Here is a 25,401-nt window from a genome sequence, read left to right as displayed (position 1 = left end):
CACGACTCGATACGATAGATGAGTCGCGACGCAATCGAGATAGTCAAGGACGAGGTCTGGAAAGCGAGCGTCTTCGCGAGTCGACCACTCACGACGGTGAGAGAGCGGTTCGCGGACGCCGTCTTCGACGCTATCGGAACCGAGATTTTGGAGGAGCAGTGGGATCTACTCGTCGTCCTCGACGCCTGTCGTGCGGACGCGGCTCGAATCGTCTTCGACGAGTACGACTTCCTCGAAACCTTCGAGACGACGTTCATGAAGTCGAGTTCGTCCCGGGAGTTCATCGCGACCAACTTCCGCGACCGGTACCAGAACGAATTGGCACGGACGGCGTACGTCACGGGGAATCCCTTCTCGAACGATTATCTCCACGACGGCGACTTCGCCCTCCTCGACGAAGTCTGGCGCTACGAGTGGGACACCGATCGGGGGACGATCCCGCCTGACGCCATCACTGATGCCACCGTTCGTGCGTGCCGTAACGACGACTACGATCGAACGATCGCCCACTACATGCAGCCCCACTTCCCTTCGCTTACAGACCCGGACCTCGGATCGGCAGTCGATCCCGAGACCAACGTCTGGATCGACTCGGTCTGGGACCGTCTCGAAGCGGGCGACGTGAGTCGGGAACGCGTCTGGAACGCCTACGTCGACAACCTCCGGCACGTCCTCGACAGCGTGGAAGTGTTGCTCAGGAACGTCGACGCGGAGACCGTCGTCGTCACGGCGGACCACGGCAACGGTTTCGGCGAACACGGTATCTACGGACACCCGCGACTGCGAACGAGGCGAACCCTCAGAGAGGTACCGTGGATCGTCACCTCTGCAACCGACACGGGCGAGTACGAACCAGCATCTACTGCCGACGAAGTCGCCCTCACCGACGACGGGGTCGAAGAACGCCTCCGCGACCTCGGCTACCGCTAATCACTGGGTGGAGAGGATCGGCTCTCGGTTCAGTATCGACTCGACGATGTGGTCCCAGAGATCGTTCCCGGGCGTGAGTTCGTCGTGGTCGACGGGGCGGAGTTGGTACGACTGCGCCCCTTCGGTCGTGAAATAGGGAAACGCCACGTGTTTTCGAACGAACAGCAAGTGCGCGTATCGGCGCGCACGCTGCACAGTCTCGGGGGACGCTTCGAGAGCGTCGAGGTTTCTGAGAGTCGCCCGATACTCCTCGGGGTCGACGGGGTCGGTAGTGAATCCGCATCCGCGATAATGGGTATCCCCACCCACGACGACCGGGAGTCCCTCGTACGCCATCTCCAGTCCTACGGTCGACGTGTAGACGATGCCGACGTCGAGCTGGTCCACGAGTTCGTACGTGTCGACGTCCGTCGATGGCGGGAGCACGGTCACGTTCGGTGGCAGTCTCTCGTAGGTATTCTCTGCCACTCTCCGAGGCTCTCTTCGGTGCCGAACTTCGCCTCTGCCGGGTGGAGTTTCACCACGAGGTGAGCACCGTCTAACTCCCTGAAGCCCTCGATGGTGTCGTCGACCCAGTCGTAAACGTTGGGGTATGGCGCTTCGTCCGGGATCAGCGATGCATCCCAGAGGAGATTCGTGAACATCCCGACCAGTAGTTTGTCGTCGGATACGTCCACGGAGCGATTCGTTCCCGAGGAATACTGAATCGCACTCGTATCACCGGTCTTTCGACCCTCCATGATACGGTCGATTTCATCGCGTTCTTCCGCGCCGAGAGGCGTCGAGAGCGCTGATCCCACGACTTCCCGGTCCGTGAACTGTGGCTGTGTCGACCGGTTCTCGACGCGACCGAACAGGATCGACTCGTCTCGATAGCCGAGCATCTGACTGTATCCCGGAACGTCGTGTTCGTGGGCCGTGTCGGCGGGGATACCGCCCTGCACGTACGCAGGCTCGTTGACGATGACCGCCTCGACGTCCCGCGTCTCGACGAGGTGGTGACACGCGTCAGCCAGTCGGATGCTGCTTCGGAGGAAGGCATCGAAGGTGTCCGAAACGGATGCGTCGGACTGGTCGAGAGTGTACCGCTTGAGGTACTTTCGAGTCGAAGAAATCGCGTATCGTTCGAGGTCGAGACCCCGATAGCAGCCGGCGTCGTCGAGAATATTACCCTCGGGCAACGACCACGACGATGGAAGTGCGTCGCCGACAGAGAGCGTCTCCATCCCGAACAGGTGGGGTATCTTCCGCTGGTAGAAGCGGCTCAGTTCGACGGACTTGGCGTACGTCTCGTCAACTGTCGCCGCGGGCGAGATGTCGAAATCCCCCGCATCGACGAGAAGAATCGGCCGATATCCACGGGTCCTGAAGGCGTGCGCGATGATGCAAGCCCGATACGCCCAGGAGGCGTAGCCTGGAATCAGTGGAACGAGGATTTCGCCCCGACACGTCTGGTCTGCGAGCGTGAACTCGCGGATTCGGTCGTCGACGTCGGGAACGTGAAGGTCGCCGCTCACCGTAGCGTACGCCGAGAGGAGAGGTTGAGCGAAGCCAAGTCGCGACGCGACGGCAAGCAGGTCGTCCTCGAGCGTCATCTGTGGTTCGATTCCTCTACCAAATCCGGCGTCGCCAGCCCGTACAGATACCCTAACCCCACCGCGCCCGTAAAGACGAAGATCATCACCAGCTGCTCCAGTTTCGGCAGCGACGGCTCCCGAATCAGGCCCGTCACTCGCTCCGGGACGAATCCGAACATCAACTGCTTCAGATATTCGTTTTTGTCGTCTTTCGCCTCGGGCAGGATGAGATCCATGATGCGCTTGGAGTAGCCCTGCCAGAACGACCGGGAGATCAGCCAGAACGGATCGGCGCGGTAGTCGAACAGTTTGTGGTGGACGACGGCGTTCGTGTTGTAGACGACGCCCTTGCCGTACTCCTTCTCGATGCGGACGCAGACGGGCGCTTCGTGGGCCTGGATGTGCCTGTCGCCTTTCCGCCCCGTGTTCTCGTCGTAGCCGCCGACCGAGAGGAAGACGTCGCGCTCGTAGGAGATGTTGGAGCCGTAGGTGTTGCGGAGTTCCTCGCCGTGCTCGCCGAAGCCGCGTTCGTCACAGCCGACCAGCCAGTAGAACTCCTCGGGGAAGAAGTCGGGTTTCTCGACCTGCCAGTCGGGTTCGACTTTACCGCCGACGGCGACGGCGTCGGTCTCCTCGTACGTTTGCACGAGCCGTTCGATCCAGTCGGGTTCGGCGGTGGCATCGTCGTCGATCATGGCGACGACGTCGCCGGAGGCGATCTCCGCCCCCTTGGTCCGGCTGTAGGAGATGCCGCGGTTCTCGTCGTTGCAGTGGACGACGACGTTCTCCTCGTCGCCGAAGTCGTTCTCGACGCACTGGCAGACGGCCTCGTTGCCGTCGACGACGACGACGACTTCGAGCGGGTCGTAGGTCTGTTCGAGGACGCTCTCGACGGTCTCCGTGAAGACTTCGTACCGGTCCAGAGAATACGTACAGACGACGACAGAGACCTTCATCGCGCGGATGTACCAGTGAGACCCGAATAAGCGTTTTCGTTGCGTTCGACGGCGGCAGACGTGCGTAGATGGCAAGGTTTATGCTCGTTTTGGGATTCGGTTTGGGCGATGAGCGACGAGCAGAGACCAGAGTCGTCCTCCGTCGTCGATATCTTCTACGACTGGTATCACGTCCCCGTCCTCGCGGCGTTCGTAGCGGTGATGCTCGTCTTCCGCCTCCAGCGGTTCGACGCGTTCACCGTCGACGGGGCCGTGTACTTCTCGGGGAACGACGCGTGGTATCACCTCCGTCAAGTGAACTACACGGTCCGTCACTGGCCCTTTACGATGCCGTTCGATCCGTGGACCTACTTCCCGTTCGGGACGAACGCCGGCCAGTTCGGGACCATCTACGACCAGTTGATCGCGACGGCCGCCCTCGTCGTCGGGTTCGGAAGCCCCTCCGGCGACCTGATCGCGAAGACGTTGCTGGTCGCCCCGGCCGTCTTCGGGGCGCTGACCGCCGTGCCGGTCTATCTGGTGGGCAAGCGCCTGAGCAACCGCGTCGGCGGCCTGTTCAGCGCGGCCATCCTGATGCTCCTGCCGGGCGAGTTCCTCCAGCGCGGACTCGTTGGCTTTGCCGACCACAACGTCGCCGAGCCGTTCTTCCAGCTCTTTGCCGTCCTCGCGCTGATGGTCGCTCTGTCCGTCGCCGAACGCGAGAAACCCGTCTGGGAGCTCGTCGCCGACCGCGACCTCGAGGCGGTTCGCGACCCGCTGACGTGGAGCGTCGTCGCCGGCGTCGCCGTCGCCCTCTACATGTGGGCGTGGCCGCCGGGCGTCCTGCTCGTCGGCGTCTTCGGCGTCTACCTCGTCTACCAGCTGTCGAGCGACTACGTCACGGGCGGATCGCCCGAACCCGTCGCGTTCGTCGGCGTCGTGTCGATGGTCGTCACGACGGTACTGATGCTGATTCCGCTGGACAGGCTCGGGTTCGGGGCGACCGACTTCTCGCTGTTGCAGGTCGTCGTCCCGCTGCTCGTCGCCGCCGGGGCCGCGTTCATGGCGTTTCTCGCGCGCCAGTGGGACGAGCAGAACGCCGACCGGCGATTCTATCCGGTCGCCATCGTCGGCCTCATCGCTGTCGGCCTCGGCGGCCTCGCCGTATTGTTGCCGTCGATGTTCAACACCGTCGCCCACAACCTCCTCCGAACCATAGGATTCAGCGCCGGTGCCGAGACGCGCACCATCGCGGAGGCACAGCCCTACCTCGCGCCGGACACGCTCCAGCGCCTTCAGCTGACGCGCGTGAACCTCATCATCTCGGACTACGGCTTCACGCTCTTTACGGGCGTGCTGGCGGCCATCTGGCTGCTCGCCAAGCCGCTCGTCCGGGACGGCGAGTCGCGAAAGCTCGGCTACACGGTCGGCTCGCTGTTGCTCGTCGGTCTCCTCTATGCCGTGCCGGGCGTCTTCGGCTCCATCGCCGGCGCGTTCGGCACGGTTTCCGAGATCGTCGGCCTCGCACTCGTCGCGCTCGTCCTCCTCGGCGCGGTGGTACAGGTGCGCTACGAGGCGGAGAAACTGCTCGTGATCGTCTGGGCGGCGTTCATCGTCTCCGCCGCGTTCACGCAGGTCCGGTTCAACTACTACCTCGGCCCCACCGTCGCGGTGATGAACGCCTACCTCATCTACTCGATCGTCGACTACCTCGACGTGAGCGTCCCCTCGTTCTCGGCGGTCACCGACCTCGAGGGTATCAGGTGCTCGCCATCGTCGCGGTGATGTTGCTCGTCATCGCGCCGACGTTGCTCGTCCCGATGCAGATCCGGGACACCGGCAACGCCGCCGCCGACAGGAGCACGCCGGCGTGGCAGGCAGCCAATCAGACGTCGCCGGGCCCGGTCACCCAGTGGGACGGCTCGCTCCAGTGGCTGGAGTCGAACACGCCGGAACCGGGGACGCTCGGCGGTGCGAACAACGAACTTCCGTACTACGGGAAATACAGCAAGCCGGGCGACGGCGACTACGACTACCCCCAGGGCGCGTACGGCGTCATGTCGTGGTGGGACTACGGCCACTGGATTACGGTCCGCGGCCACCGCATCCCGAACGCCAATCCGTTCCAGCAGGGGGCCGCGGAGGCGGCGAACTTCCTCCTCGCACCCAACGAGACGCAGGCCAGCGAGGTCCTCCAGCGACAGAGCACCGAGGGCAACCAGACCCGGTACGTCATGGTCGACTGGCAGATGACGTCGCCGAACTCGAAGTTCGGCGCACCGATCGTCTGGTACGACGAGGGGAACGTCAGCCAGCGCGACTTCTTCCGACCGGTCTACTCCTCGGACCTGCGCGCGAACACGATGGTGAAATCCCAGCGGTATTACGAGAGCCTCATGATTCGGCTCTACCAGTACCACGGGAGCGCGATGCAGCCCCAGCCGATCGTCGCCGACTGGGAGCAACGAACCGTCGAACTCAGGAACGGACGGACGGTGACCGTCCGCGCCGCTCCCCAGGGCAACGAGTCGATGGTCAAACAGATGAACAACGTGAGCGAGGCCAGAGCGTACGTCCAGAACGACTCCACGTCCCAGATCGGTGGCGTCGGCCCGTATCCGAGCGAACGGGTGCCGGCACTGGAACACTACCGCCTCGTGAAGATGAGCGAGTCGTCGGCCAACGCGTCCACCCAGTACCAGCGGGCGAACCGGCGGACGTTCTACACGACGGGCGTCCCGCCGACGTCGCAGACGCTCCACTCGCCGGCCTGGGTGAAGACGTTCGAGCGCGTGCCCGGTGCGACGGTCACCGGTGGCGGCGTCGCGCCGAACTCGAGCGTCCGCGCGACGGTCGAGATGCGCGTCCCGGCACAGAACGAGACGTTCACCTATCAGCAGACGACGATGAGCGACGAGAACGGCGAGTGGTCGATGACGCTCCCGTACTCGACGACGGGCTACGACCAGTACGGCCCGGAGAACGGCTACACGAACGTGAGCGTCCGCGCGACCGGCCCGTACTACATCGAGTCGAGTCTCTCGGTCTCCAACGGATCGCTCGTGAAGTTCGCCTCCAACGTCACCGTCAGCGAGGGGCGCGTCAACGGCGACGTCGCCGACCCCAAGGAGGTCCAACTGGAGGAGACATCGCCGTTCGAGAGCATGAACGTCGGGAACACCTCGTCACAGAACGCGTCGAACTCGTCGGCGCTTCGCCCCGTCCCGGGAGCGGCGACGGGTGACCGCTCGCAGAGCGACTCGGGAGCGGCCGTCTCCCCCGACGCGAGCGTCGAGCGGATGGCTACCGACGCACGCCCCGCGACGCCGGCGTAGCCGGATGTCCGACGACTCTCGCCGCACCAGCTGGCTCGTCGTCTACCTCAAGGGCGTCTGCATGGGCGCGGCCGACTCCGTCCCCGGCGTCTCCGGCGGTACGATCGCCCTCATCACGGGCATCTACGAGCGGCTCATCGCCGCCGTCACCGCCGTCTCCGTCTCCCGCGTTCACCACGTCTTCGCGGGCGTCCTCCCCGGGCGTCGAGCAGACGCACGCCTGGCTTTCGCGGAGATGGACGGCCGCTTTCTGCTGACGCTCGTGACGGGCATCCTCACCGCCGTCGTCGTCCTGACGCGGGTCCTCGCCGTCGGCATCGACCAGTATCCGGTGGCGACGTACGGCTTCTTCTTCGGCCTCATCGCCGCTTCCGCCGTCGTCCTCGCCAGGGACGTGTCGGTCGACACGGCCGGGCGGATCGGGGCGGCACTCGCCGGCTTCGCGCTGGCGTTCGCCGCCTCCGGACAGGCCGGAACGGCGCTCGCAGCCAGCCTCCCCGTCACCGTCTTCGCCGGAGCCGTCGCCATCAGCGCGATGATACTCCCCGGCATCTCGGGGTCGCTGTTGCTCGTCGTTCTCGGCCAGTACGAACACATGGTCGACAGCCTGCACGCCTTCATCGACGGCGTGGTTGGGCTGTTCGGCGGCGGCGACGTCGCGGCCGTCGTCGGGCCCGGGATCACCGTCGGCGCGTTCGTCGGCGGCGCGTTCGTCGGCCTGTTCACGATCGCCCACGCCGTCCGGTGGGCCCTCCGGCGCTACCGCGAGGCGACGCTCGCGTTCCTCGTGAGCCTCGTCGTCGGCGCGCTCCGCGCGCCCGTAGTGAAAGTCGGCGCGGAACTCGCCGCGGACGGGCGAGCGTGGACGACGGAGGTGATCGTCGCGTTCGCCGTCGCGGGCGTCGTCGGTGCCGCCGCCGTCTTCGTCCTCGAACGCCACACCGCCGGAGTCCAGTACTGAGTCAGCGCCGGGCGACGCAGACGAACGTCTCGGTCCGGCTCTCGGCCCGCGCGATCTCGAAGCCGTGGTCGGCGAGCGACGACACCGCGTGACCCAGGTCGTAGCGTTCGTCGGGAGCGGGACCCTCCTCGCCGGGGCCGTCGGCGGACCAGTCCACGGTGACGAGGCGGCCGCCGGGGCGGACGACCCGAGCGAGTTCGGTCAGCGACTCGTCGCTCGCGAACTCGTGATAGGTCATCGTCGAGAACGCGGCGTCGAGTTCGTCGTCCGCGAACGGGAGCGCCGAGACGTCCGCCTCGACGAGTTCGACCGACTCGGGGACCCCTTTCTCGCGGTAGTGGGCGTGCATCGCTTCCTGGACGTCCACGGCGTACGTCGTCGCGACGTGGGGGGCGAAGTCGTCGGTGAAAAACCCCGTGCCGCTCCCCAGATCGGCGAGAACCATCTCCTCGTGCGGGGCGACGAGGGCGTACAGCTCCTCACAGGAACAGTAGCGGTAGCGCGCCTCGTCTTCGAGGACGTGCGCACGGTCGCTGTCGAACGTGTGAAACCCCATGTGACTGGAGTCGGCGTGCCCCGAGAAAAATCCCCCGTCGACGCCGGCCCAGCGTGCGAACGGACCACCCGCAAGCGCTACTATAATAGTCCTGCATCGCCCTCACGCGACTATGCCGGTACAACTTCGGAAACCGACCGAACGGGTCTGCGAGCGGTGCGGCCGAACGGAAATCTGGGACGAGGAGGCGAGTGCGTGGAAGATCGCGCGCGACGAGGCCGGCGACCGGGAAGCCGGCGACGTCTACTGCATCCACGAGTGGGACATCAACGGCGACTTCGTCCCGTTCGAAAACCGGTAATGCCGACGGCGTACGTCACGGCCCCGCCGGAGGCGGCCGCCGATATCGCTCGAACGCTCGTCGAGGAGCGCCTCGCCGCCTGCGTCAACCGCGTCCCCTGCGAGTCGACCTATCGCTGGGACGGCGCGGTCCACGACGACGACGAAGCGATCCTGTTCGTGAAGACGACGGACGCCGGCTACGACGCTCTCGAGGCCCGCCTGTCCGACCTCCACCCGCACGACGTCCCCTGCATCGAACGGCTGGACGAGACGGCCGTCGCCGCGCCCTTCGCCGAGTGGCGTGCCGCGGCCGTCGACGACGAGTGAGCGGTCGAGCGAACGCCGGGCGCGTCAGGCCAGCGTTTCGAGCGCCTCGATCGTTCCGTCCATGTACGACCCGTCGGTGACGACGTCCGCCGCGGACTTGGCCGTCGCGTCGGCGTTGGCCACCGCGAACGACCGCCCGACGACGTCGAACGTCGAGGCGTCGTTCTCGCTGTCGCCGACGGCGGCGAACGACTCGGGGTCGACGCCGAGCGTCTCCGCCACCGCCTCGACGCCGTCGCCCTTCTCGACGCCGGGGTTTTTCAGGTGGAAGGCGTAGCCCGTGTCGATCACGTCGAGATCGTACTCGGCGGCCACCTCGCGCAGCAACCGCTCGTCGGCATCGAGGTGGCAGGCGACTTCCGTCTCCCGCCAGCGGTTGACCGTGTCGGACTCGCCCCATCCCAGGTCCCCGCCGCGGTCGACGAACGCCGCCGCGGCCACCTTCGGCCGGTCGCCGTCCGTCGTGAGCGTGACGGCGTCCTCGGCGTAGACGACGCCGCCGTTCTCGGCGACGACCCGCTCGGGGATGCCGAGGAAGTGACAGAGCGCGACCGGGTAGGGGAACGCCTTCCCCGTGGCGAGGACGATCGGCGCGTCCCACGATCGGAGCAGTTCGAAGGCCCGCGGGTCGACTGCGCCCGCGGGCGTCGTCAACGTCCCGTCGATGTCGAGCACGAGCGGAGCGGTCATATCGGTCGTTGGCGGCGGGGAGGGAAATATCGTCGCGTTCGCGAGTCGGCCCGCGCTCGGTCGGTTCTCACTCGGCCCAGTCGAGCGACCGGTCGACGGCTTCCCGCCAGCGGTCGAACCGGAGCGACGGATCGGGGTCGGGGTCGAACACCCGATCCGCGCGCCACGTCTCCCGGAGGTCGGCCTCGCTCTCCCAGACGCCGGCTCCGAGTCCGGCGGCGAAGGCCGCGCCGAGCGCCGTCGTCTCGGTCTGTGCCGACCGACGGACGGGCACGCCGAGGGCGTCCGCCTGTATCCCACAGAGCGCGTCGTTGCGGGCCGCGCCGCCGTCGACGCGGAGGCCGGTGACGTCGCGGCCGCAGTCGGCCGCCATCGCGTCGAGCACCTCCCGCGTGCGGAAGGCGACGGCTTCGAGCGTCGCGCGGACGACGTGTTCGCGGCGCGTCCCCGGGTGAGTCCGACGAGCGTTCCCCGGGCGCGCTGGTTCCAGTGGGGCGCGCCGAGGCCGGAGAACGCCGGGACGAAGTAGACGCCGTCGGTCGAGTCGACCGAGCGGGCGAGGCGGTCCGTCTCCTCGGGGTCGGCGACGAGATTCACGTCGGCGAGCCACTCGACGGCCGCGCCGGTGACGAAGATCGACCCCTCCAGCGCGTACCGGGCGGGGTCGCCGGCGCGCTGGAAGGCGACGGTGGTGAGCAGACCGTGGTCGCTCGCGACGGCGTCGGTGCCGGTGTTGACGAGGACGAACGACCCCGTCCCGTAGGTGTTCTTGGCGTCGCCGGCGTCGAAGCAGGCGTGGCCGAACAGCGACGCCTGCTGGTCGCCGATGACGGCCGTGACGGGGATCTCCGCGCCGACGACGTCGGGGTCGGTCGTCCCGTAGCCGTCGGGGTCGACGGAGGGGCGGACCGTCGGGAGGACGGCCCGCGGCACGTCGAACTCCGCGAGGAGCGCGTCGTCCCACGCCAGGTCGTGGACGTCGAACAGCATCGTTCGCGAGGCGTTGGTCACGTCCGTCGCGTGGTCGCCCGTGAGGTTCGCCAGCAGCCACGAATCGACGGTCCCAAAGGAGAGGTCGCCGCGTTCGGCGCGTTCGCGGACCGCGGCGTCGTCGAGGAGCCACTCCAGTTTCGACGCCGAGAAGTAGGCGTCGGGTTCGAGCCCGGTCGTCTCGCGGATCCACGCCGACTTCCCCTCGGCTTCGAGGCGTTCGATCCGCTCGGTGGTCCGGCGGTCCTGCCAGACGATGGCGTTCGACACCGGCGTTCCCGTCTCGGTCTCCCAGAGCACCGTCGTCTCGCGCTGGTTCGTGAGGCCGATGGCCGACAGCCGTCCGGGATCGATCTCCGCTGCGTCGAGAGCGCGCCCGACGACGGCGCGCGTGTTCGTCCACAGCTCCTCGGGGTCGTGTTCGACCCACCCCGGCCGCGGGTACCGTTGCTCGTGTGTCTCGTAGGCGCTGGCGACGGCCCGGCCCGCCTCGTCGAAGACGACGAACCGCGTCCCGGTCGTCCCCTGGTCGATGGCCCCGACGTACGCCGTCATCCCCTTCGACTTCGGGCGCTCGGTCGTAAAGCTTCGTGGCCTCCGTGACCGACGCGGTAAAGGGACCGTCGTCCGAAGCGCCGCCATGGTTCGCTCGACGGACGTGCTCGTCATCGGCGGCGGGGCGACGGGAGTCGGCGTGGCCCGCGACCTCGCCCTGCGCGGCGTAGACGTGACGCTGGTCGAACGGTCGGGGCTCGCCGGCGGGACCACGGGTCGCTCGCACGGCCTCCTCCACAGCGGGGCGCGCTACGCCGAGACCGACCCCGAGGGCGCGACCGAGTGCCTCGCGGAGAACCGAATCCTCCGGTCCATCGCCGGCGCGTGCGTCCGCGAGACGGGGGTACTTCGTCCAACTCGACGCCGACGACCCGGACTACTTCGACGAGAAACGCGCGGCGTGTCGCGACCTCGGCATCGACGTCGAGACGGTGGGAAGCGACGCGCTCCGCGAGGCCGTCCCGGGCGTGACCGACCGGGCCGAACGCGCCATGCACGTCCCGGACGGCGTCATCTACCCGTCGCGTCTCGTCGCTGCGACGGCCGCCGACGCCCGGGAACACGGCGCGACGATCCACACGTACGCCCCCGTCGAGGACTTGCACGTCGGCGGCGGGCGCGTGACGGGGGCGACCGTCGGCGGCGACGCAGCGGGCCGATTCGAGGCCACGGCCGTCGTCAACGCGGCGGGCGCGTGGGCGGAGTCGTGTGCCGAACTCGCGGGCGTCGACGTTCCGATGCGGCCGACGCGCGGCGTGATGGTGGCTGTCGACTACCCCGACCTGAGCCGGTCCTCAATCGGTGCCGCCCGCCGGCCGACGGCGACATCGTGGTCCCGCACGACCGCGAGGCCGTCCTCGGGACGACCAGCGTCGCCGTCGACGACCCCGACGACGACCCCCGCGAGGAGTGGGAGGTCGAACGCGTCCGCGAGGAGTGCGCCGCGATGCTCCCCGCCGTCGCCGACGCGCCCGTGGGGCGCACCTACTGGGGAGTGCGACCGCTCTACGACCCCGACGAAGCGGCCCGCGACGGCCGGGGCGTCTCCCGTGACTTCTTCCTCCTCGATCACGCCGCCGACGGCGTCGACGGGTTCGTCAGCGTCGTGGGCGGCAAACTGACCACCCACCGGGCGATGGCGGAGGCGACGGCCGACCTCGTCTGTCGCCGTCTCGGCACCGACGCGCCCTGTCGCACCGCGACCGAGCCGCTCACCGCCGCTGCCGACCCCGACCGACTCGCCGAACTCGTCGCGGAGTTCGACGCGTGCGCCCCCGCGGACGGCGTGAGCGAGTGAGAACGGACGGAGACCCGAACCCTCAAATAGCGACCCACCCCACCGTCAGACGATGAACGTCGGTATCGTCGGCAGCGGCTACGTCGGGACGACGGTCGCCGCCTGCCTCGCCCACCTCGGACACGACGTGACGAACGTGGACGTCGACCGGTCGGTCGTCGAGGCCGTCGAGGACGGCCGCGCGCCGGTCGACGAACCCCGACTCGACGAACTGCTCGCCGAGTACGGCGGGAACCGCCTCCGGGCCACCACGGACTACGACGCGCTCTCGGACGCAGAACTGATCTTCGTCGCCCTGCCGACGCCGTCGAACGAGGACGGCAGCGTCGACACCAGCGTCGTCGAGGCGGGCGCGGAGTCGCTCGGTCCCGTCCTCGCCGAACGGGGGGACTACCCCACCGTCGTCGTCAAGAGCACGGTCGTTCCGGGTACGACTGCCGACCTGATTCGACCCGCGCTCGAACGCACGTCGGGCGCCGTCGCGGGCGAGGATTTCGGCGTCGCCGTGAACCCCGAGTTCCTCCGCGAGGGGAGCGCGGTCGACGACTTCCTCTCACCCGACAAACTCGTCTTCGGCACGGACGACGACGACCGCGCCGAGGACGCGCTTTGCGGCGTGTTCGCCCCGCTCGTCGACGCCGAGGACCCGCCCGTCGTCTCGACGGGCACCCGCGAGGCCGAGATGATCAAGTACGCCAACAACGCCTTCCTCGCCACGAAGGTCAGCCTCATCAACGAACTCGGGAACATCTGCAAGGAACACGGCGTCGACGCCTACGAGGTGGCGGAGGCGATCGGTCTGGACGACAGAATCAGCGAGCGGTTCCTCCGGAGCGGGCTCGGTTTCGGGGGAGCTGTTTCCCCAAAGACGTCGCCGCCATCATCGCCGCCGCGCGGGCGAAAGGCTACGACCCCGAACTCCTGCAGGCGGCGATGGACGTCAACGACAAACAGCCCCGGCGACTGCTCTCGCTCGTCGACCGCCACGTCGACGTGGCGGGCGAACGCGTCGCCGTCCTCGGACTCGCGTTCAAACCCCACACCGACGACGTACGCAACTCGCGGGCGATCGACGTGATCCGTGGACTGCGCGAACGCGGAGCCGAGGTCGTCGCCTACGACCCCGTCGCGAGCGAGAACATGCGCGACTACTTCCCCGACCTGACGTACGCCGACTCGGCGGCCGCCGCACTCGACGGTGCCGCGGCGGCCGTCGTCGCCACCGACTGGCCCGAGTTCGCCGACCTCGACTCGGAGTTCGACGCGATGGCGACGCCCGTCGTCGTCGACGGACGGCGCGTCGTCACCCGGCGCGAGGGGCTGGTGTACGAGGGGCTGACCTGGTGAGCGTCGGCCGGTCGCCTCCCGACAGCGCCCTCAGGACGCCCGCTGGTCCGCTTTCAGCCGCTCGATGCCGATCGTCACCGTGACGTCCTCGACGTCCCACTCCTCGAGGAGGTCGTCTGCGTCGGCGTCGAACTCGTCGGTCCGCGTCTCCTCGGCGATGAACTCCCGGTACCGATCGACGTACGCCGCGACCGTTTCGTCGTCGACGTCGATCCGGGTGCGAATGGGTTCGTCCACGTCCAGATCGAGCTGCTTGCGCATCTCCTGGATCCGGCGGACGACGTCGCGGGCGTACCCCTCGGCTTCGATGTCATCGGTGACCGACGTGTCGACGTAGACGGTGCCGCCCTCGAACGCCGCGCCGGTGACGTTTTCCGGGGTTCGGCGTGGAACGCCACCATCTCCTCGGTGAGGTGGTAGGTGTCGCCGTCGACGGTGACGGCGTAGGGCGTGTCGCCCTCGGCGTCGACCAGCTCGTCGCGGAACTTGCCGTCGACGGCCCGCATCACCTTCTGGGCGTCGCCGCCGAATTCGGGGCCGACGACGCCCATCTGCGGATCCGCGCGTTCGACGAGTTCGTCGAACGTCTCGACCACCGAAACCGACCGGGCGTTCACGCGGTCTTTCAGGAGTTCGGAGAGGGCGTCGACGGCGTCGGCGACGTCCTCGTCCTCGGTTTCGACGACCACTCGGGGGACGGGCCAGCGGAGTTTCCGCCCGGCCTGCTGGCGGGCGTTCGCCGCCGCCTCCTCCACGTCGCGGAGGACGTCCATCCGTGTTTCGAGCAGCGGGTCGTTCCACTCGGGGGCGACCTCGGGCGTCGGGAGGGCGTGGACCGTCGTTTCGCTCCCGTCGAGATGCTGGTACATCCGCTCCGCGAGGAACGGCGTGAACGGCGCGATGAGGCGGATCGCCTCGTCGAGGACGGTCGAGAGCGTCGCGTAGGCCCCGCGCTTGGAGGCCGAATCCTCCTCCTCCCACATCCGCTCGCGGATGGCCTTCACGTAGAAGCGGGAGACGTCTTCGGTCAGGAAGTCGAGGAGTTCGTTCAGCGCGTCGTGGACGGCGTACTCGTCCCAGGCGGCGTGATACTCGTCTTTCACCGACTGGAGGCGCGAGAGGACCCACTCGTCGACGACGTCGAGTTCGCCGTCGGACAGGTCGGCCTCGGCGGGGTCGTAGCCGTCGAGGGCCATATACGAGAGCGGGAACCGGAAGACGTTCCAGAAGATGTTGAGCGTCGACTGCATCTCCGCGAGGCCGTCCCAGTCGAACGCGAGGTCGACGCCGTGCTGGTCGTGGCTCAGGAGGTAGGCCCGGAGGGGGTCGCGCCCGAAGCGGTCGATGGCCTCCTGGGGCGTGACGATGTTGCCGAGCGATTTGGACATCTTCCGCCCCTCGCTGTCGTTGGCGAAGCCGTGCATCACCACCTCCCGGTACGGAATCTCGCCGAGCGCGGCCGTCCCCATTCCGAGCTGGGACCAGAACCATCCGCGGGTCTGGTCGTGGGCCTCGACGATGAGGTCCGCGGGCCAGAGTTTCTCGAACTCCCCCGTTCGAGGGGTAGTCGAGGGTCCCCCACGTCGCCACCGAGGAGTCGATCCAGACGTCGAAGACGTCCGGGACGCGTTCGTAGGTGGTGCCGCCCTCGGTGATGGTGATCGGATCGACCGACGGCCGGTGAAGGTCGACGGACTCGGGGTCGACCTCCTGGTCCGCGCGCTCCGCGAGTTCCTCGCGGGTGCCGACGACGACGACGTCGCTCGCGTCGGGGTCGTCCTCGCCTTCCGGCACCCAGATGGGCAGCGGGATGCCCCAGTAGCGCTGCCGGGAGACGTTCCAGTCGGGGGCGTCGGCGACGAAGTTCTCGAAGCGGCTGTCGCGCGCCCACTGCGGGTGCCACTCGCTGTCCTCGATGTTGTCGAGGAGTTCGTCTTTCACGTCGGTGACGGTGATGAACCACTGGTCGGTGGCGAGGAAGATGATGTCCGTGTCACACCGCCAGCACTGCCCGTAGCGGTGGCGGTGCGTGCCGGACGCGAGAAGCCGCCCCGCCGCCTCCAGGTCGTCGATTATGTCGTCGTTGGCGTCGCGGACGAACGTCCCCGCGTACGTCCCGGCCGCCTCGGTGAACTCGCCGTTCGAGGCGACAGGCGAGAACACGTCGAGGCCGAGTTCCTGCCCGCGTTCAAAGTCCTCCTGTCCGTGGCCGGGCGCAGAGTGGACCAGACCGGTCCGGTCGGCCTCGACGTAGTCGGCCGCGTAGACCTGTAGCGACCCCTCGAAGTCGGCGTGGTCAGGGACCTCTTCCGCGAGCGGGTGGTCGTACTCCCAGCCGACCATCTCCTCGCCGGCGTATTCGCCGACGACGTCGTACTCCTCGTACCGGCCCTCCTTGAGGACGTCCTCGACGCAGGGTTCGGCGACGTAGAGCACCTCGCGCTCGCCGTCTCGCTCGGCCTCGACGGCCTGATACGTCATCTCGGGGTCGACGGCGACGAACGTGTTCGCGGGAAGGGTCCACGGCGTCGTCGTCCAGATGACCAGCGACCCCTCCCTCTCTCGCAGTGGGAACTTCACGTAGATGGAGAGAGACTCGATCTCGTGGTACTCCACCTCGTTGTCGGCGATGCCGGTCTCGCACCGCGGACACTGGTTGATGGCGCGCTTGCCGCGCTCGACGAGGCCGTTCTCGTGAACGCGTTTGAACGCCCACCACGTCGCCTCCATATACTCCGGCGAGACGGTCTTGTAGGGGTCGGACCAGTCCATCCACGTCCCGATGGACTTGAAGTCCTCGTCCATGTTCTCGCGGTTGCGCTCGGCGAACGCCTTGCACTTCTCGATGAACGCCTCCATCCCGTACTCCTCGATGTCCTTCTTCGAGTCGAAGCCGAGTTCCTCCTCGACTTTCACCTCGATGGGGAGGCCGTGCATGTCGTAGCCGGGGCGGTCGGTCACGTCGTAGCCGGCCATCCGCTTGTACCGGATGATCGAGTCTTTCAGCGTCTTGTTCCACGCCGTCCCGAGGTGCATCTGGCCGCTCGTGTACGGCGGCCCGTCGACGAAGAAAAAGGGCGGGTCGTCGGCGTGGGCCTCCTTCGCGGCCTCGTACGCGTCGTGTTCGTCCCAGTACGACTCGACGCCGGACTCTACGTCCGACGGCGCGTACTGGTCTGCGACATCTTCCATACCCGACCCTATCTCTGCGCGTATATCAAAACGGTGGTCGTGCAGTCGGTCGTGTGGTGGTCGTGCAGTCGGTCGTGTGGTGGTCGTGCAGTCGGTCGTGTGGTGGTCGTGCAGTCGGTCGTGTGACGCGGCGTCGGTCGACCCGCTCGGCCGATCGCATCGAGCCCTGTGCCCGCGAAACGTGTGTCCGACCCAACCTTTTCGTGGGAGTGAGTACCACTGGGCGCTATGACCCCCGACCGAACGCCGGAAGCGCAGACGCGTCGCGTTTCGTGCACCGAGACGAGAGCCTGCCGTTCGAAACGGAGCGGGCCATGATTTTTCGACTGCTGAAACTGCCGTTTCGCCTCGCTGGCTTCGCGTTTTCGCTGGCGTTCGTCGGCGGGATGCTCGAGCTGTTCGGGCTGATGACGTACATGCTGTGGAGAGACGAGGCGGCGCTGGACCGCCTCATGGCCGGCGGCGTCAGTCTCCCCGAAGTCGTCCGCTTTCTGCAGGCCAGTCCCGACCGTATGCTCGTCGCCGGTGGGCTCGCAGTGGTGGCCTTTTTCCTCGTGCTGACCGGAGGATCGGGAGGCGGTCACGCGCACGTCGACGGCGACGTCGGCGGTGGCTTCGGTGGCGGGTTCGGAGGCGGTGGAGACGGCGGTGGCGGCGGCGACGGCGGCGAATGACCGCTCTCAGAAGTCTGGCAAGTCGTCGGGCGCTTCGTAGTCGGCCTCCCAGTCGATGTAGTCCTCTTTCAGTATCTCGCAGACGAGTTGGCCGAGTTCGGTCAGGCCGGCGTTGATGGACGACACCATCCCCCACGAGTCGAGGTCGGGATGGACGTCGCGTTCGCGCCAGTCCTCGGGGATGCCGGGAGCGTGGTAGCCCACCCTGTCGGCGAAGTCGTCCCAGAAGAAGTCGAAGCGCGAGACGAGATTCAGATCCTCGACGACGGCCCACTCGCGTTCGTCGACGTCCGCCTCGGCGGCCCACGTCTCGAACGCGTCCTCCCACGCGCCCTCGCGGAGGAGCGATTCGAGCTCGTCGCGCCGGTAGTCGGCGTCGGCGGCGACGGTGGCGTCCTCGTATTCGTTCGGGTCGACGGCGTTCAGCTCGGGCGGGGCGGGCGTCTCCACGTCGAGGGACATAGCCGAGAGAGACGGGCGGGCGGCAAAAGGCTGACGCGAATCAGACGTCCACGTCGGACGACTCCATGCGTTCGTAGAGCGCCGCCATCTGTTCGGCGCGTTCGTCGAGCGCCGCCTCCCGGAGCGAGCGCTCGCCCTGCGTGGGGCAGTTCAGGTCGGGTACCGGTGCCGGTTCGCCGTCGTCGCCGAGGGCGACGAACGTGAAAAACGATGCCGTGGTCTCGCGTTTCTCGCCGGTCCGGGGGTTCTCGGCGTACACGTCGACTTTCACCTCGACGCTCGTGCGGCCGGTGTCGTAGACGTACGCCTCGACGACGGCCACCTCGCCCAGGTCGATGGGGCTCTTGAAGTCGACGTGGTCCATCGACGCCGTCACGACCTGCCGGTTGGCGAACCGCATCCCGGCGATCGCTCCGCACACATCCATCCAGTGGAGAACCACGCCCCCGAGGGCGCGACCCAGATTGTTGGTGTCGTTCGGTAGGAGGAGTTCGGTCATCTCCGTGTGCGACTCGGCGAGCGTCGTCGTGTCTTCCATACCTCGTGGGTACGCGGCGGGCGACATGAAAGGCACCGATGTGGAACGAACGCGGTCAGAAATCGTCGTCGATCTCGTCGAACTGGTCCATCTCGAAGTCCGACGGCGGACGGCCGGCGGCGTCGAGTATCTCGTCGGAGACGCTGATCTCGCAGTCGACGCGGACCGCGAGCGCGATGGCGTCGCTGGGGCGGGCGTCGAAGACGTATTTCCGTGGCTGGCCGTCGTCGTACCGTTCGGCGTCGACTTTCGCGTAGAAGGTGCCGTCGGCGAGGTCGTCGATGCGGATGCCGTCGATAGCGCCGCCGAACTCGGTCAGTATCTCCACCAACAGGTCGTGTGTCAGCGGTCGTTCGAACGGTTCTCCCGTGAGGGCGAGCTGTATCGCCCGCGCCTGATCGGCCGTGATGATTATGGGGAGGTACTCGTCGCGGGCCGAGAGCACGACCGCCGGGACGTTCGATCCGTCATCGCTCGTCCCCACCCCGAGACCGATGACCTCGGCAGTGTGGTCCATGTCCTGTGAATTTCGACCGAAGTGTGAATAGCCTATCGGTGGGGTAGCGGGGAGCGGCGAACTCCCGTCGCCGCAGTCGCGTGCCGACGGCGGGATTCACCGATACAGCCGCGGCTCGACCCGGATTCGGTGGCCGCGCGTTTCGACGCCGGGCCCACTCCCGGTCACCGGCGCGGACTGTCGATTCGAGAAAGAGCGGTTCGTTACTCCTCGACTTCGACCTCGACCGGTTCGGTGTCGCCGGAGACGAGGACGTAGAGTACTGCGACGAGCGCCAGTGCGAGGATGAGTTTTGCCTTGCCGGACATATCCGGGGATTCGGCCGGGGGTTACAAAGTGATTTCGCCGGAGCGGCCGACGTCGATGTGTTCGGCGACGTCGTCCTCGCGGATGATGGTGTCACAGTAGATACACCGCACCCCGTCGGCGAGGACGTCGAACGTCGGATCGACGGGTTCGTCCTCGTTGGTGATGCAGTTGTGGTTCGGACACGAGAGGATGCCCGTGACCGACGTCGGGCGTTCGACCCGGTTTTTCTCGATCACCTCGTAGTCGCGGATAATGTTGATGGTTGCCTCGGGCGCGATGAGCGACAGGACGTCCACCTCGTCCTGGCTCAGTTCGCGGTCCTCGACTTTGACGACGTCTTTCAGCCCGAGTTTGTCGCTCGGGACGTTCATCCCGACGCTGACGCTCTCGCCGCCGCTGCCGTCGATGCCGAGGATCGCGAGGACGTTCAGCGCCTGGCCGGCGTTGACGTGGTCGATGACGGTGCCGTTTCGAATCTTGCTGACGCGGAGTTCGTGATCTGAGTCGCTCATAGCAGGTAATCCAGGAGGGCCATGCGAACCGGGACGCCGTTGTGCGCCTGTTCGAAGTACTTCGCCCGGGCGGTGTCGTCGACTTCGGGTGCGATCTCGTCGACCCGGGGAGCGGATGCATCACCGTGAGGTCGGATTTCGCCTCGGCGAGCACCTCGTTGTCGATCTGGTACTCGCCGGCGACGGCGCGGTACTCGCGTTCCTCCGGAAAGCGCTCGCGCTGGATGCGCGTCACGTAGAGGACGTCCAGCTCCGGTAACACCTCGTGGAGGTCGGTGTGTTCGCGCACCTGCGCGCCGGCCTCGTGGAGGTCGTATCTGACCTTTCGGGGGAGACGGAGGCTCTCGGGGCTGATGAACTGCTGGCGGACGTCGAAGTTCGTCAGCGCGTGTGCGAGCGAGTGGACCGTCCGACCGTATTTCAGGTCGCCCATGATGCCGACGGTGATGTCGTCGAGGCCGGCGTTCTCGCGGATGGTGTAGAGGTCCAGAAGCGTCTGGCTCGGATGCTGGCCCGCGCCGTCGCCGGCGTTGACGAGCGGGACGTCGACGAACTCGGAGGCCATCTTCGCCGATCCCTCGCTCGGATGGCGGAGGACGATGGCGTCGGCGTAGCCCTCGACGACACGCACCGTGTCGGCGAGGCTCTCGCCTTTCTTGACCGACGAGGACTCGACCGACCCCATGTCGATGGTGTCGCCGCCGAGGCGCTGGGCCGCCGTCTCGAAACTCAACTTCGTTCTGGTACTCGGTTCGAAAAACAGAGCGCGAGCACGGACCCGTCGTACCGGTCGCTGTAGGCCTCGGGGTCCGCATCGACCGCGGCCGCCCGGTCGAGCACCGCCTCGATGTCGCTCCGCGACAGCTGTGTCGCACTGATGAGGTGGTCCTGCTGCATTACCAGTGTGAGCCACCGGAACTACCTTGAAACCCCCGGCATTCGGTGGGGTGTGCGTCGTCGCCGCGGCGACGGTGGAGGCCGGTTCTCAGGGCCAGTTGCCGGCTTCTTCGAAGGCGTTGGCGACGCGCTGAATGGCGACGACGTAGGCCGCCGTCCGGAAGTTCGGCAGGTCGTGCGTCTCGAAGGCGTCCACGAGCGTCTCGAAGGCGTCGACGACGACGCCTTCGAGTTCGTCGTTGACGCGCTCTTCGGTCCAGGCGAAGCGCTGGCGGTTCTGCACCCACTCGAAGTAGGAGACGGTGACGCCGCCGGAGTTGGCGAGGATGTCCGGCACGACCAGCACGTCGCGGTCCGTGAGGACGTCGTCGGCGTCCGGCGTGAGCGGGCCGTTCGCCGCCTCGACGACGACGTCGGCCGACACATCTCGCGCCAGGTCGCCGTCGATGGCGTTCTCCAGGGCGGCCGGGATCAGGAGGTCGACGTCGAGGGTGAGCAGTTCCTCGTTGGTGAGCGTCCGTTCTGCGCCCTCGAAGCCGACGACCGTCCCCGTCTCGCGTTTGTGGTCTTTGGCCGCGACGGCGTCGAAGCCGTCCTCGGCGTAGATCGCGCCCTGCGAGTCGCTGGCGGCGACGACGGTCGCACCGAGATCCTCGACGAGTTCGGCCGCGATGGATCCGGCGTTGCCGTAACCCTGGACGGCCACGGTCGCGCCTTCCATGTCCTTACCGAGGTAGTCGAACGCCTCGCGCGCGGTGAGCATCGTCGACCGGCCGGTCGCCTCGACGCGGCCCTCGCTCCCGCCGCTCGAGAGGGCCTTTCCGGTGACGACGCCCGGGGCGGTAGTGTTTTCGAGCGTCTCGTAGGTGTCTTTGATCCAGTTCATCTCGCGCTGGCCGGTGTTGACGTCCGGCGCGGGGATGTCGCGGTCCTCGCCGATGAGGGGCGGAGTTCCTCGGCGAACGACCGCGTGACGCGTTCGAGTTCGCGCTCGGAGTACTCCGTCGGGTCGAGGGCGATGCCGCCTTTCCCGCCGCCGTAGGGGATGTCGACCGTGGCGCACTTGTACACCATCCACCCCGACAGCGCCATCACCTCGTCGCGGTCGACGGCCGGATGGTAGCGGATGCCGCCCTTGTACGGCCCTCGGTCGCCGTTGAACTGCGAGCGAAACGCCTCGAACCGTTCGAGCGTTCCGTCGTCCATCTCGACCGAGAGGTTCAGTTCGAGCACGCGCTCGGGGTGTTTGAGACGCTCCACGACGTCCTCGGAGACGTCGAGATGCGCCGCCGCGTCGTCGATCTGTTCCTGCAGGTTCTCGAACGGATTTGCGTCGGCCATATGGTGTTCACTCGGAGTCGGTCGTGTACAGTGTTTCGGATGTCGACGGCGAGAGATTCACCGCTTTGCCGCTCATCCTCCGTCTACGGTCGCGTCGGCCCGTTCGAGAAGTCGTTCGGCCTGGGCGACGAGCGGGGCGTCGATCATCTCGCCGTCGACTTCGAAGACGCCCCGCCCCTCTCGATCGGCCTCGTCGCGGGCGGCGAGCACCTCTCGGGCCCACTCGACCCGTTCGGGCGCGGGCGTGAACGCGTCGTTGACGACGCCGACCTGCGCCGGGTGGATGGCCGTCTTGCCGTCGTAACCGAACGTCGCCGCGGACGCCGCTTCCTCGGCGAGACCGTCCAGGTCCTCGAAGTCGGGGTAGACGGTGTCGATGGCGTCGACGCCGCCGGCGCGGGCTGCGAGGAGGACGTGCTGGCGGGCGTAGAGCAGTTCCGTCCCCGCCTGCGTCCGCGTCGCGCCGAGGTCCGCCGAGAGGTCTTCGGCCCCGAACACGAGGGCGTCCGTCGCGGCCGCCGCGGCGATGTCGCGGGCCGCGAGGACCCCCGCTGCGTTCTCGACGACGGCGAACACGGGGAGATCACGGCCAGCCTCCGCGGCGAGGGCGGCGGCCGTCTCCACGTCCGACGCCGCGGTCGCCTTCGGGATCACGAGGACGTCGAGGCGGACGTCCGCGCCCAGAATCGTCTCCAGGTCGTCCCTCGCGACGTCCGGGTCGTGGTTCACCCGGACGCCGACCTCGGCGTCCGGGTCGAAGTCGGCGTCCGCGAGGACGTCTCTGACAGCCCGCCGGGCGTCCGACTTCCGCGCCGGTGCCACCGCGTCTTCGAGGTCGAACACCAGAATGTCCGCCCCCGTTTCGGGGGCTTTCTTCATCATCTCCGGTCGGTCGCCGGGCGAGAAGAGCAGGCTTCTCCGTGCCATGGCGGACACACGGGGGCCGGCGGTTTGAAAGTACGCCGTCGAGCGACTCACAGCACGTAGGTGAGAATCGTCACTGCGTTGACGACCGTCACCGCCGTCCACGGGAACGCCAGGCCGAGCGGGATGAGTCCCCGAAACGGCCGGGCGACGAGCGCCCACCCGGTGAAGGCGACGCCGAGGGCCGCGGCCTTCAATCCACCAAGCGCGACGACGACGCCGTACCGCTCGACGAACGCCGCCGCGATCGGATTTCCTCGACGAGTCCGAGGTCGAGGCCGTAGGCGGTGAGCGCGACGTCGAGGACCACCGTCACGCCAACGACGGCCCACAGGAAACGCTCCGCGTCCGTCGCGGTCGCCGCGAGTCGGGCTATCCGTCCGTCGATGTCCGGACTGTCGAGCGTCGGAGCGTGTCTGTTCGAGGGAGTGTCCTGTGACATGGTCGGATCGTCGACTCGCGACGTCCGCCCCGACGACCGACACCCTCCTGAGTATTGACCCCTTGATTATTCTAATGGGTCGCTTGAGAACCGTTAGGCAGCGATTAAAATCCGGAACGGGCCTCAATCGAGCGTCCGTTCGAGGCGGTCGACGAGATCGGCGTTTCCGAGGTGGACCGGGACGCGCTGGTGGAGGTCCGTCGCCTCGACGTCGAGCAACGAGCGGGTGCCGTCCGAGGACCGCCCGCCCGCACACTCGACGACGTAGCCGACGGGGTTGCCCTCGAACTGCAGACGGAGTTTCCCGTTCGGGGCGGACGTGAGCGCCGGGTAGGCGAAGATGCCCCCGTAGGTCAACACCTGATTGACGTCGCCGATCATCGCCCCCGTAGCGGAGTTTGAGTTCGGATTCGACCTCGTCGGCGTAGGCGGCGAAGTCCTCGGGCCAGTCCGGTACGCGCCCGCCGAAGCCGTAGACGGTCGGGTCGTCGGGGAGCGCCACCGGATCGCGGAGGCGCTGCAGGTCACCGTCCTCGACGAGGTACTCTACCGTCGTCCCGCTCTCGGCCCACGCCATCGTCGTGATGGGGCCGTAGAGGACGTAGCCGGCGGAGACGAGTTCCCGCCCGTTCGCGGGCAGGGGGCGTCGTAGACGCCGACGATCGTTCCCATGACGTTGTTGGGTTCGAGGTTCGAGGAGCCGTCGAGCGGGTCGACGGCGACGGAGACGCCCTCGCCGACGTCGACCGTCCCTTCCCGTTCCTCGCTGGCGTAGGCACCGACGCCGTCGATCTCTCCCAGCCGCTCCTCGAGGAGCTGGTCGGCGTACTCGTCGGCGGCGAGGCGTCGCTCGCCGCTCGGATTCGTCTCGTCGCTTTTCTCGCGTCGGCCGGGGAGGCCGGCGCGGACGTCGGGTGCCGTCGCCGCGACGACGTTCCGAATCTCGGCGATTGTGGCGTCGAGCGCCATCAGTTCGAGGTCTCGGCCAGCGCTTCCCGCGTGGTCGCCCCCTCGAAGATGACGGCCTCGAGGGCGTCGAGGATTTCGGTCGGGTTCTCGCGCTGGAAGACGTTGCGTCCGACGGCGAGGCCGGCCGCGCCGGCGTCGACGGCGGACTCGACCGTCGAGAGGAACGCCTCGTCGCTGGTCTTGGACCCGCCGCTCATGACGACTTTCATGTCGCCGGCGTTTTGGACCGCCCACTCCATGGCCTCCGGCGAGCCCGGATATTTGATTTTCGCGATGTCGGCACCGAGTTCGAGGCCGATGCGGGAGGCGTAGGCGATGGTGTCGGGGCTGGTGTCGTTTTTGAGGCCCTGTCCGCGCGGATACGACCACATCACGACGCCCATGTCGTGTTCGCGGGCTTTCTCCTGTGCGCGACGGAACTCCTCGAACATCTCCACCTCGTGGTTGGAGCCGCTGTAGACGGTGAAACCGACGGCGTCGGCTCCGACCTCGGCGGCGTAGTCGACGGACCAGTTGACCGACGAGTCGGGTTCGCCCATCCAGAGGTTGCTCGTGCCGTTGAGCTTCGCCAGCAGCGTCACGTCGTCCTCGTAGGAGGGGTAGTACGCCTCGGCGACGCCCTTCTGAACGGCGAGCGCCGTCACGGCGTCGTGGGTGGCCACGTCGAACACCACGGACGGGTCCGTGGTCGCCGGCACGGGTTCGAAGTCGGCCGGACCGTGTTCGAGGCCGTGGTCGTACGCCACTATCAACGCCTTGCCGTCGCGGGTGATGGCCGAATCAGCACCGGGGAGCATACGTGAGACTCCGGCGATGACTAATATAAAAAATGTGGTCGGCGT

General features: G+C 67.4%; 19 protein-coding genes and 9 pseudogenes. 9 read left to right on the top strand and 19 right to left on the bottom strand.

Annotation, left to right across the window (positions count from 1 at the left end):
- Positions 1-18: 18 nt before the first annotated feature.
- Positions 19-930 carry a hypothetical protein gene (locus ACFQJD_RS08405; protein WP_379797510.1) on the top strand — a complete coding sequence of 304 codons (912 nt, stop codon included), beginning with the start codon at positions 19-21 and terminating at the stop codon, positions 928-930.
- Here the strand turns inward: ACFQJD_RS08405 and ACFQJD_RS08400 are convergent, their stop codons facing one another.
- Genes ACFQJD_RS08400 through aglG form a run of 3 tightly spaced genes read right to left on the bottom strand, consistent with a single transcriptional unit; the run spans position 931 to position 3,463 of the window.
- Positions 931-1,362: a hypothetical protein gene (locus tag ACFQJD_RS08400; protein WP_379797508.1), complete on the bottom strand. Its 432-nt coding sequence runs from the start codon at positions 1,360-1,362 to the stop codon at positions 931-933. It lies immediately after the preceding gene.
- Positions 1,359-2,525: a hypothetical protein gene (locus ACFQJD_RS08395; protein ID WP_379797506.1), complete on the bottom strand. Its 1,167-nt coding sequence runs from the start codon at positions 2,523-2,525 to the stop codon at positions 1,359-1,361. Before ACFQJD_RS08395 ends, ACFQJD_RS08400 begins: the two co-directional genes overlap by 4 nt.
- Positions 2,522-3,463: a glucosyl-dolichyl phosphate glucuronosyltransferase gene (gene aglG, locus ACFQJD_RS08390; RefSeq protein ID WP_379797504.1), complete on the bottom strand. Its 942-nt coding sequence runs from the start codon at positions 3,461-3,463 to the stop codon at positions 2,522-2,524. Before aglG ends, ACFQJD_RS08395 begins: the two co-directional genes overlap by 4 nt.
- Before the next feature lie 108 nt (positions 3,464-3,571).
- Here aglG and ACFQJD_RS08385 point away from each other — a divergent pair.
- Together ACFQJD_RS08385 and ACFQJD_RS08380 are read left to right on the top strand one after the other, a co-directional pair.
- Positions 3,572-6,777 (top strand): annotated as a pseudogene (locus tag ACFQJD_RS08385) (oligosaccharyl transferase, archaeosortase A system-associated).
- A 4-nt stretch (positions 6,778-6,781) separates the two neighbouring features.
- Positions 6,782-7,738 carry a DUF368 domain-containing protein gene (locus tag ACFQJD_RS08380; protein ID WP_379797502.1) on the top strand — a complete coding sequence of 319 codons (957 nt, stop codon included), beginning with the start codon at positions 6,782-6,784 and terminating at the stop codon, positions 7,736-7,738.
- A 1-nt stretch (position 7,739) separates the two neighbouring features.
- Here ACFQJD_RS08380 and ACFQJD_RS08375 read toward each other — a convergent pair whose 3' ends face one another.
- Entirely contained in the window at positions 7,740-8,294 is a 555-nt protein-coding gene (locus tag ACFQJD_RS08375) for a class I SAM-dependent methyltransferase (RefSeq protein ID WP_379797500.1), read from the bottom strand.
- A 112-nt stretch (positions 8,295-8,406) separates the two neighbouring features.
- On the opposite strand from ACFQJD_RS08375, the gene ACFQJD_RS08370 reads away from it, so the two are divergent.
- Together ACFQJD_RS08370 and cutA are read left to right on the top strand one after the other, a co-directional pair.
- On the top strand, positions 8,407-8,595 hold the full coding sequence (locus tag ACFQJD_RS08370; protein ID WP_379797498.1) for an HEWD family protein: 189 nt from the start codon (positions 8,407-8,409) through the stop codon (positions 8,593-8,595).
- Positions 8,595-8,903, top strand: a complete 309-nt coding sequence (cutA, locus tag ACFQJD_RS08365; protein ID WP_379797495.1) for a divalent-cation tolerance protein CutA — start codon at positions 8,595-8,597, stop codon at positions 8,901-8,903. The genes ACFQJD_RS08370 and cutA overlap by 1 nt, the downstream gene beginning before the upstream one ends.
- Before the next feature lie 24 nt (positions 8,904-8,927).
- Here cutA and ACFQJD_RS08360 read toward each other — a convergent pair whose 3' ends face one another.
- A complete protein-coding gene (locus ACFQJD_RS08360; protein WP_379797493.1) occupies positions 8,928-9,593 on the bottom strand; it encodes a phosphoglycolate phosphatase in 666 nt (221 codons plus the stop codon).
- A 67-nt stretch (positions 9,594-9,660) separates the two neighbouring features.
- Positions 9,661-11,138 (bottom strand): annotated as a pseudogene (gene glpK, locus ACFQJD_RS08355) (glycerol kinase GlpK).
- Here glpK and ACFQJD_RS08350 point away from each other — a divergent pair.
- The 3 pseudogenes from ACFQJD_RS08350 to aglM all read left to right on the top strand — a co-directional run.
- A pseudogene (locus ACFQJD_RS08350) lies at positions 11,116-11,523 on the top strand (FAD-dependent oxidoreductase); the annotation flags it as partial. The pseudogenes glpK and ACFQJD_RS08350 sit on opposite strands and share 23 nt — an antisense overlap.
- A gap of 46 nt (positions 11,524-11,569) precedes the next feature.
- Positions 11,570-12,435 (top strand): annotated as a pseudogene (locus ACFQJD_RS08345) (FAD-dependent oxidoreductase).
- 52 nt (positions 12,436-12,487) lie between these two features.
- Positions 12,488-13,782: pseudogene (aglM, locus tag ACFQJD_RS08340) on the top strand (UDP-glucose 6-dehydrogenase AglM).
- 30 nt (positions 13,783-13,812) lie between these two features.
- Here aglM and ACFQJD_RS08335 read toward each other — a convergent pair.
- Together ACFQJD_RS08335 and ileS are read right to left on the bottom strand one after the other, a co-directional pair.
- Positions 13,813-14,583, bottom strand: a complete 771-nt coding sequence (locus ACFQJD_RS08335) for a DUF5915 domain-containing protein (RefSeq protein ID WP_379800455.1) — start codon at positions 14,581-14,583, stop codon at positions 13,813-13,815.
- A pseudogene (gene ileS, locus ACFQJD_RS08330) lies at positions 14,538-16,974 on the bottom strand (isoleucine--tRNA ligase); the annotation flags it as partial. The gene ACFQJD_RS08335 and the pseudogene ileS, both read right to left, overlap by 46 nt.
- A 314-nt stretch (positions 16,975-17,288) precedes the next feature.
- Here ileS and ACFQJD_RS08325 point away from each other — a divergent pair.
- Entirely contained in the window at positions 17,289-17,648 is a 360-nt protein-coding gene (locus ACFQJD_RS08325) for a hypothetical protein (protein ID WP_379797491.1), read from the top strand.
- Positions 17,649-17,654: 6 nt separating this feature from the next.
- On the opposite strand, the gene ACFQJD_RS08320 is transcribed toward ACFQJD_RS08325, so the two are convergent.
- The 11 genes and pseudogenes from ACFQJD_RS08320 to ACFQJD_RS08270 form a co-directional block, all read right to left on the bottom strand.
- Positions 17,655-18,110, bottom strand: coding sequence for a hypothetical protein (locus ACFQJD_RS08320; RefSeq protein WP_379797489.1), 456 nt, complete (start codon positions 18,108-18,110; stop codon positions 17,655-17,657).
- 40 nt (positions 18,111-18,150) lie between these two features.
- On the bottom strand, positions 18,151-18,648 hold the full coding sequence (locus tag ACFQJD_RS08315; RefSeq protein WP_379797487.1) for an acyl-CoA thioesterase: 498 nt from the start codon (positions 18,646-18,648) through the stop codon (positions 18,151-18,153).
- 55 nt (positions 18,649-18,703) lie between these two features.
- Complete coding sequence (locus ACFQJD_RS08310) at positions 18,704-19,165, bottom strand: bifunctional nuclease family protein (RefSeq protein WP_379797485.1); 462 nt, start codon at positions 19,163-19,165, stop codon at positions 18,704-18,706.
- A gap of 329 nt (positions 19,166-19,494) precedes the next feature.
- Positions 19,495-19,986: an aspartate carbamoyltransferase regulatory subunit gene (gene pyrI / locus ACFQJD_RS08305; protein ID WP_379797483.1), complete on the bottom strand. Its 492-nt coding sequence runs from the start codon at positions 19,984-19,986 to the stop codon at positions 19,495-19,497.
- A pseudogene (pyrB, locus tag ACFQJD_RS08300) lies at positions 19,983-20,883 on the bottom strand (aspartate carbamoyltransferase). The gene pyrI and the pseudogene pyrB overlap by 4 nt, the downstream one beginning before the upstream one ends.
- 88 nt (positions 20,884-20,971) lie before the next feature.
- Positions 20,972-22,224, bottom strand: a pseudogene (locus ACFQJD_RS08295) (Glu/Leu/Phe/Val family dehydrogenase).
- A gap of 72 nt (positions 22,225-22,296) precedes the next feature.
- Entirely contained in the window at positions 22,297-23,151 is an 855-nt protein-coding gene (locus ACFQJD_RS08290) for an HpcH/HpaI aldolase/citrate lyase family protein (RefSeq protein WP_379797481.1), read from the bottom strand.
- A gap of 47 nt (positions 23,152-23,198) precedes the next feature.
- Positions 23,199-23,345 (bottom strand): hypothetical protein, encoded by a 147-nt coding sequence (locus tag ACFQJD_RS08285; RefSeq protein ID WP_379797478.1) that lies wholly within the window; start codon positions 23,343-23,345, stop codon positions 23,199-23,201.
- Positions 23,342-23,590: a hypothetical protein gene (locus tag ACFQJD_RS08280; RefSeq protein ID WP_379797476.1), complete on the bottom strand. Its 249-nt coding sequence runs from the start codon at positions 23,588-23,590 to the stop codon at positions 23,342-23,344. Before ACFQJD_RS08280 ends, ACFQJD_RS08285 begins: the two co-directional genes overlap by 4 nt.
- Positions 23,591-23,713: 123 nt before the next feature.
- Positions 23,714-24,559, bottom strand: a pseudogene (locus tag ACFQJD_RS08275) (class 1 fructose-bisphosphatase).
- The gene (locus ACFQJD_RS08270) at positions 24,559-25,356 is read right to left on the bottom strand and encodes a class I fructose-bisphosphate aldolase (protein WP_379797474.1); all 798 of its coding nucleotides are present in this window, start codon (positions 25,354-25,356) and stop codon (positions 24,559-24,561) included. The pseudogene ACFQJD_RS08275 and the gene ACFQJD_RS08270 overlap by 1 nt, the downstream one beginning before the upstream one ends.
- Between the last annotated feature and the right edge of the window lie 45 nt (positions 25,357-25,401).

This window comes from Haloplanus sp. GCM10025708, from assembly GCF_042663985.1.
In the GTDB taxonomy this organism is placed as follows: Archaea; Halobacteriota; Halobacteria; order Halobacteriales; family Haloferacaceae; genus Salinirarus; species Salinirarus marinus.
This window is presented reverse-complemented; position numbering and strand designations above follow the sequence as displayed.

Excerpts from the sequence above, each read along its gene's own strand:
- ACFQJD_RS08290 (WP_379797481.1), bottom strand. The coding sequence starts at position 23,151 with ATGGCACGGAGAAGCCTGCTCTTCTCGCCCGGCGACCGACCGGAGATG.
- ACFQJD_RS08395 (WP_379797506.1), bottom strand. The coding sequence starts at position 2,525 with ATGACGCTCGAGGACGACCTGCTTGCCGTCGCGTCGCGACTTGGCTTC.
- ACFQJD_RS08360 (WP_379797493.1), bottom strand. The coding sequence starts at position 9,593 with ATGACCGCTCCGCTCGTGCTCGACATCGACGGGACGTTGACGACGCCC.
- ACFQJD_RS08270 (WP_379797474.1), bottom strand. The coding sequence starts at position 25,356 with ATGCTCCCCGGTGCTGATTCGGCCATCACCCGCGACGGCAAGGCGTTG.
- pyrI (WP_379797483.1), bottom strand. The coding sequence starts at position 19,986 with ATGAGCGACTCAGATCACGAACTCCGCGTCAGCAAGATTCGAAACGGC.
- ACFQJD_RS08310 (WP_379797485.1), bottom strand. The coding sequence starts at position 19,165 with ATGGACCACACTGCCGAGGTCATCGGTCTCGGGGTGGGGACGAGCGAT.
- ACFQJD_RS08380 (WP_379797502.1), top strand. The coding sequence starts at position 6,782 with ATGTCCGACGACTCTCGCCGCACCAGCTGGCTCGTCGTCTACCTCAAG.
- ACFQJD_RS08375 (WP_379797500.1), bottom strand. The coding sequence starts at position 8,294 with ATGGGGTTTCACACGTTCGACAGCGACCGTGCGCACGTCCTCGAAGAC.
- ACFQJD_RS08325 (WP_379797491.1), top strand. The coding sequence starts at position 17,289 with ATGATTTTTCGACTGCTGAAACTGCCGTTTCGCCTCGCTGGCTTCGCG.
- aglG (WP_379797504.1), bottom strand. The coding sequence starts at position 3,463 with ATGAAGGTCTCTGTCGTCGTCTGTACGTATTCTCTGGACCGGTACGAA.
- ACFQJD_RS08320 (WP_379797489.1), bottom strand. The coding sequence starts at position 18,110 with ATGTCCCTCGACGTGGAGACGCCCGCCCCGCCCGAGCTGAACGCCGTC.
- ACFQJD_RS08315 (WP_379797487.1), bottom strand. The coding sequence starts at position 18,648 with ATGGAAGACACGACGACGCTCGCCGAGTCGCACACGGAGATGACCGAA.
- ACFQJD_RS08280 (WP_379797476.1), bottom strand. The coding sequence starts at position 23,590 with ATGTCACAGGACACTCCCTCGAACAGACACGCTCCGACGCTCGACAGT.
- cutA (WP_379797495.1), top strand. The coding sequence starts at position 8,595 with ATGCCGACGGCGTACGTCACGGCCCCGCCGGAGGCGGCCGCCGATATC.
- ACFQJD_RS08370 (WP_379797498.1), top strand. The coding sequence starts at position 8,407 with ATGCCGGTACAACTTCGGAAACCGACCGAACGGGTCTGCGAGCGGTGC.
- ACFQJD_RS08405 (WP_379797510.1), top strand. The coding sequence starts at position 19 with ATGAGTCGCGACGCAATCGAGATAGTCAAGGACGAGGTCTGGAAAGCG.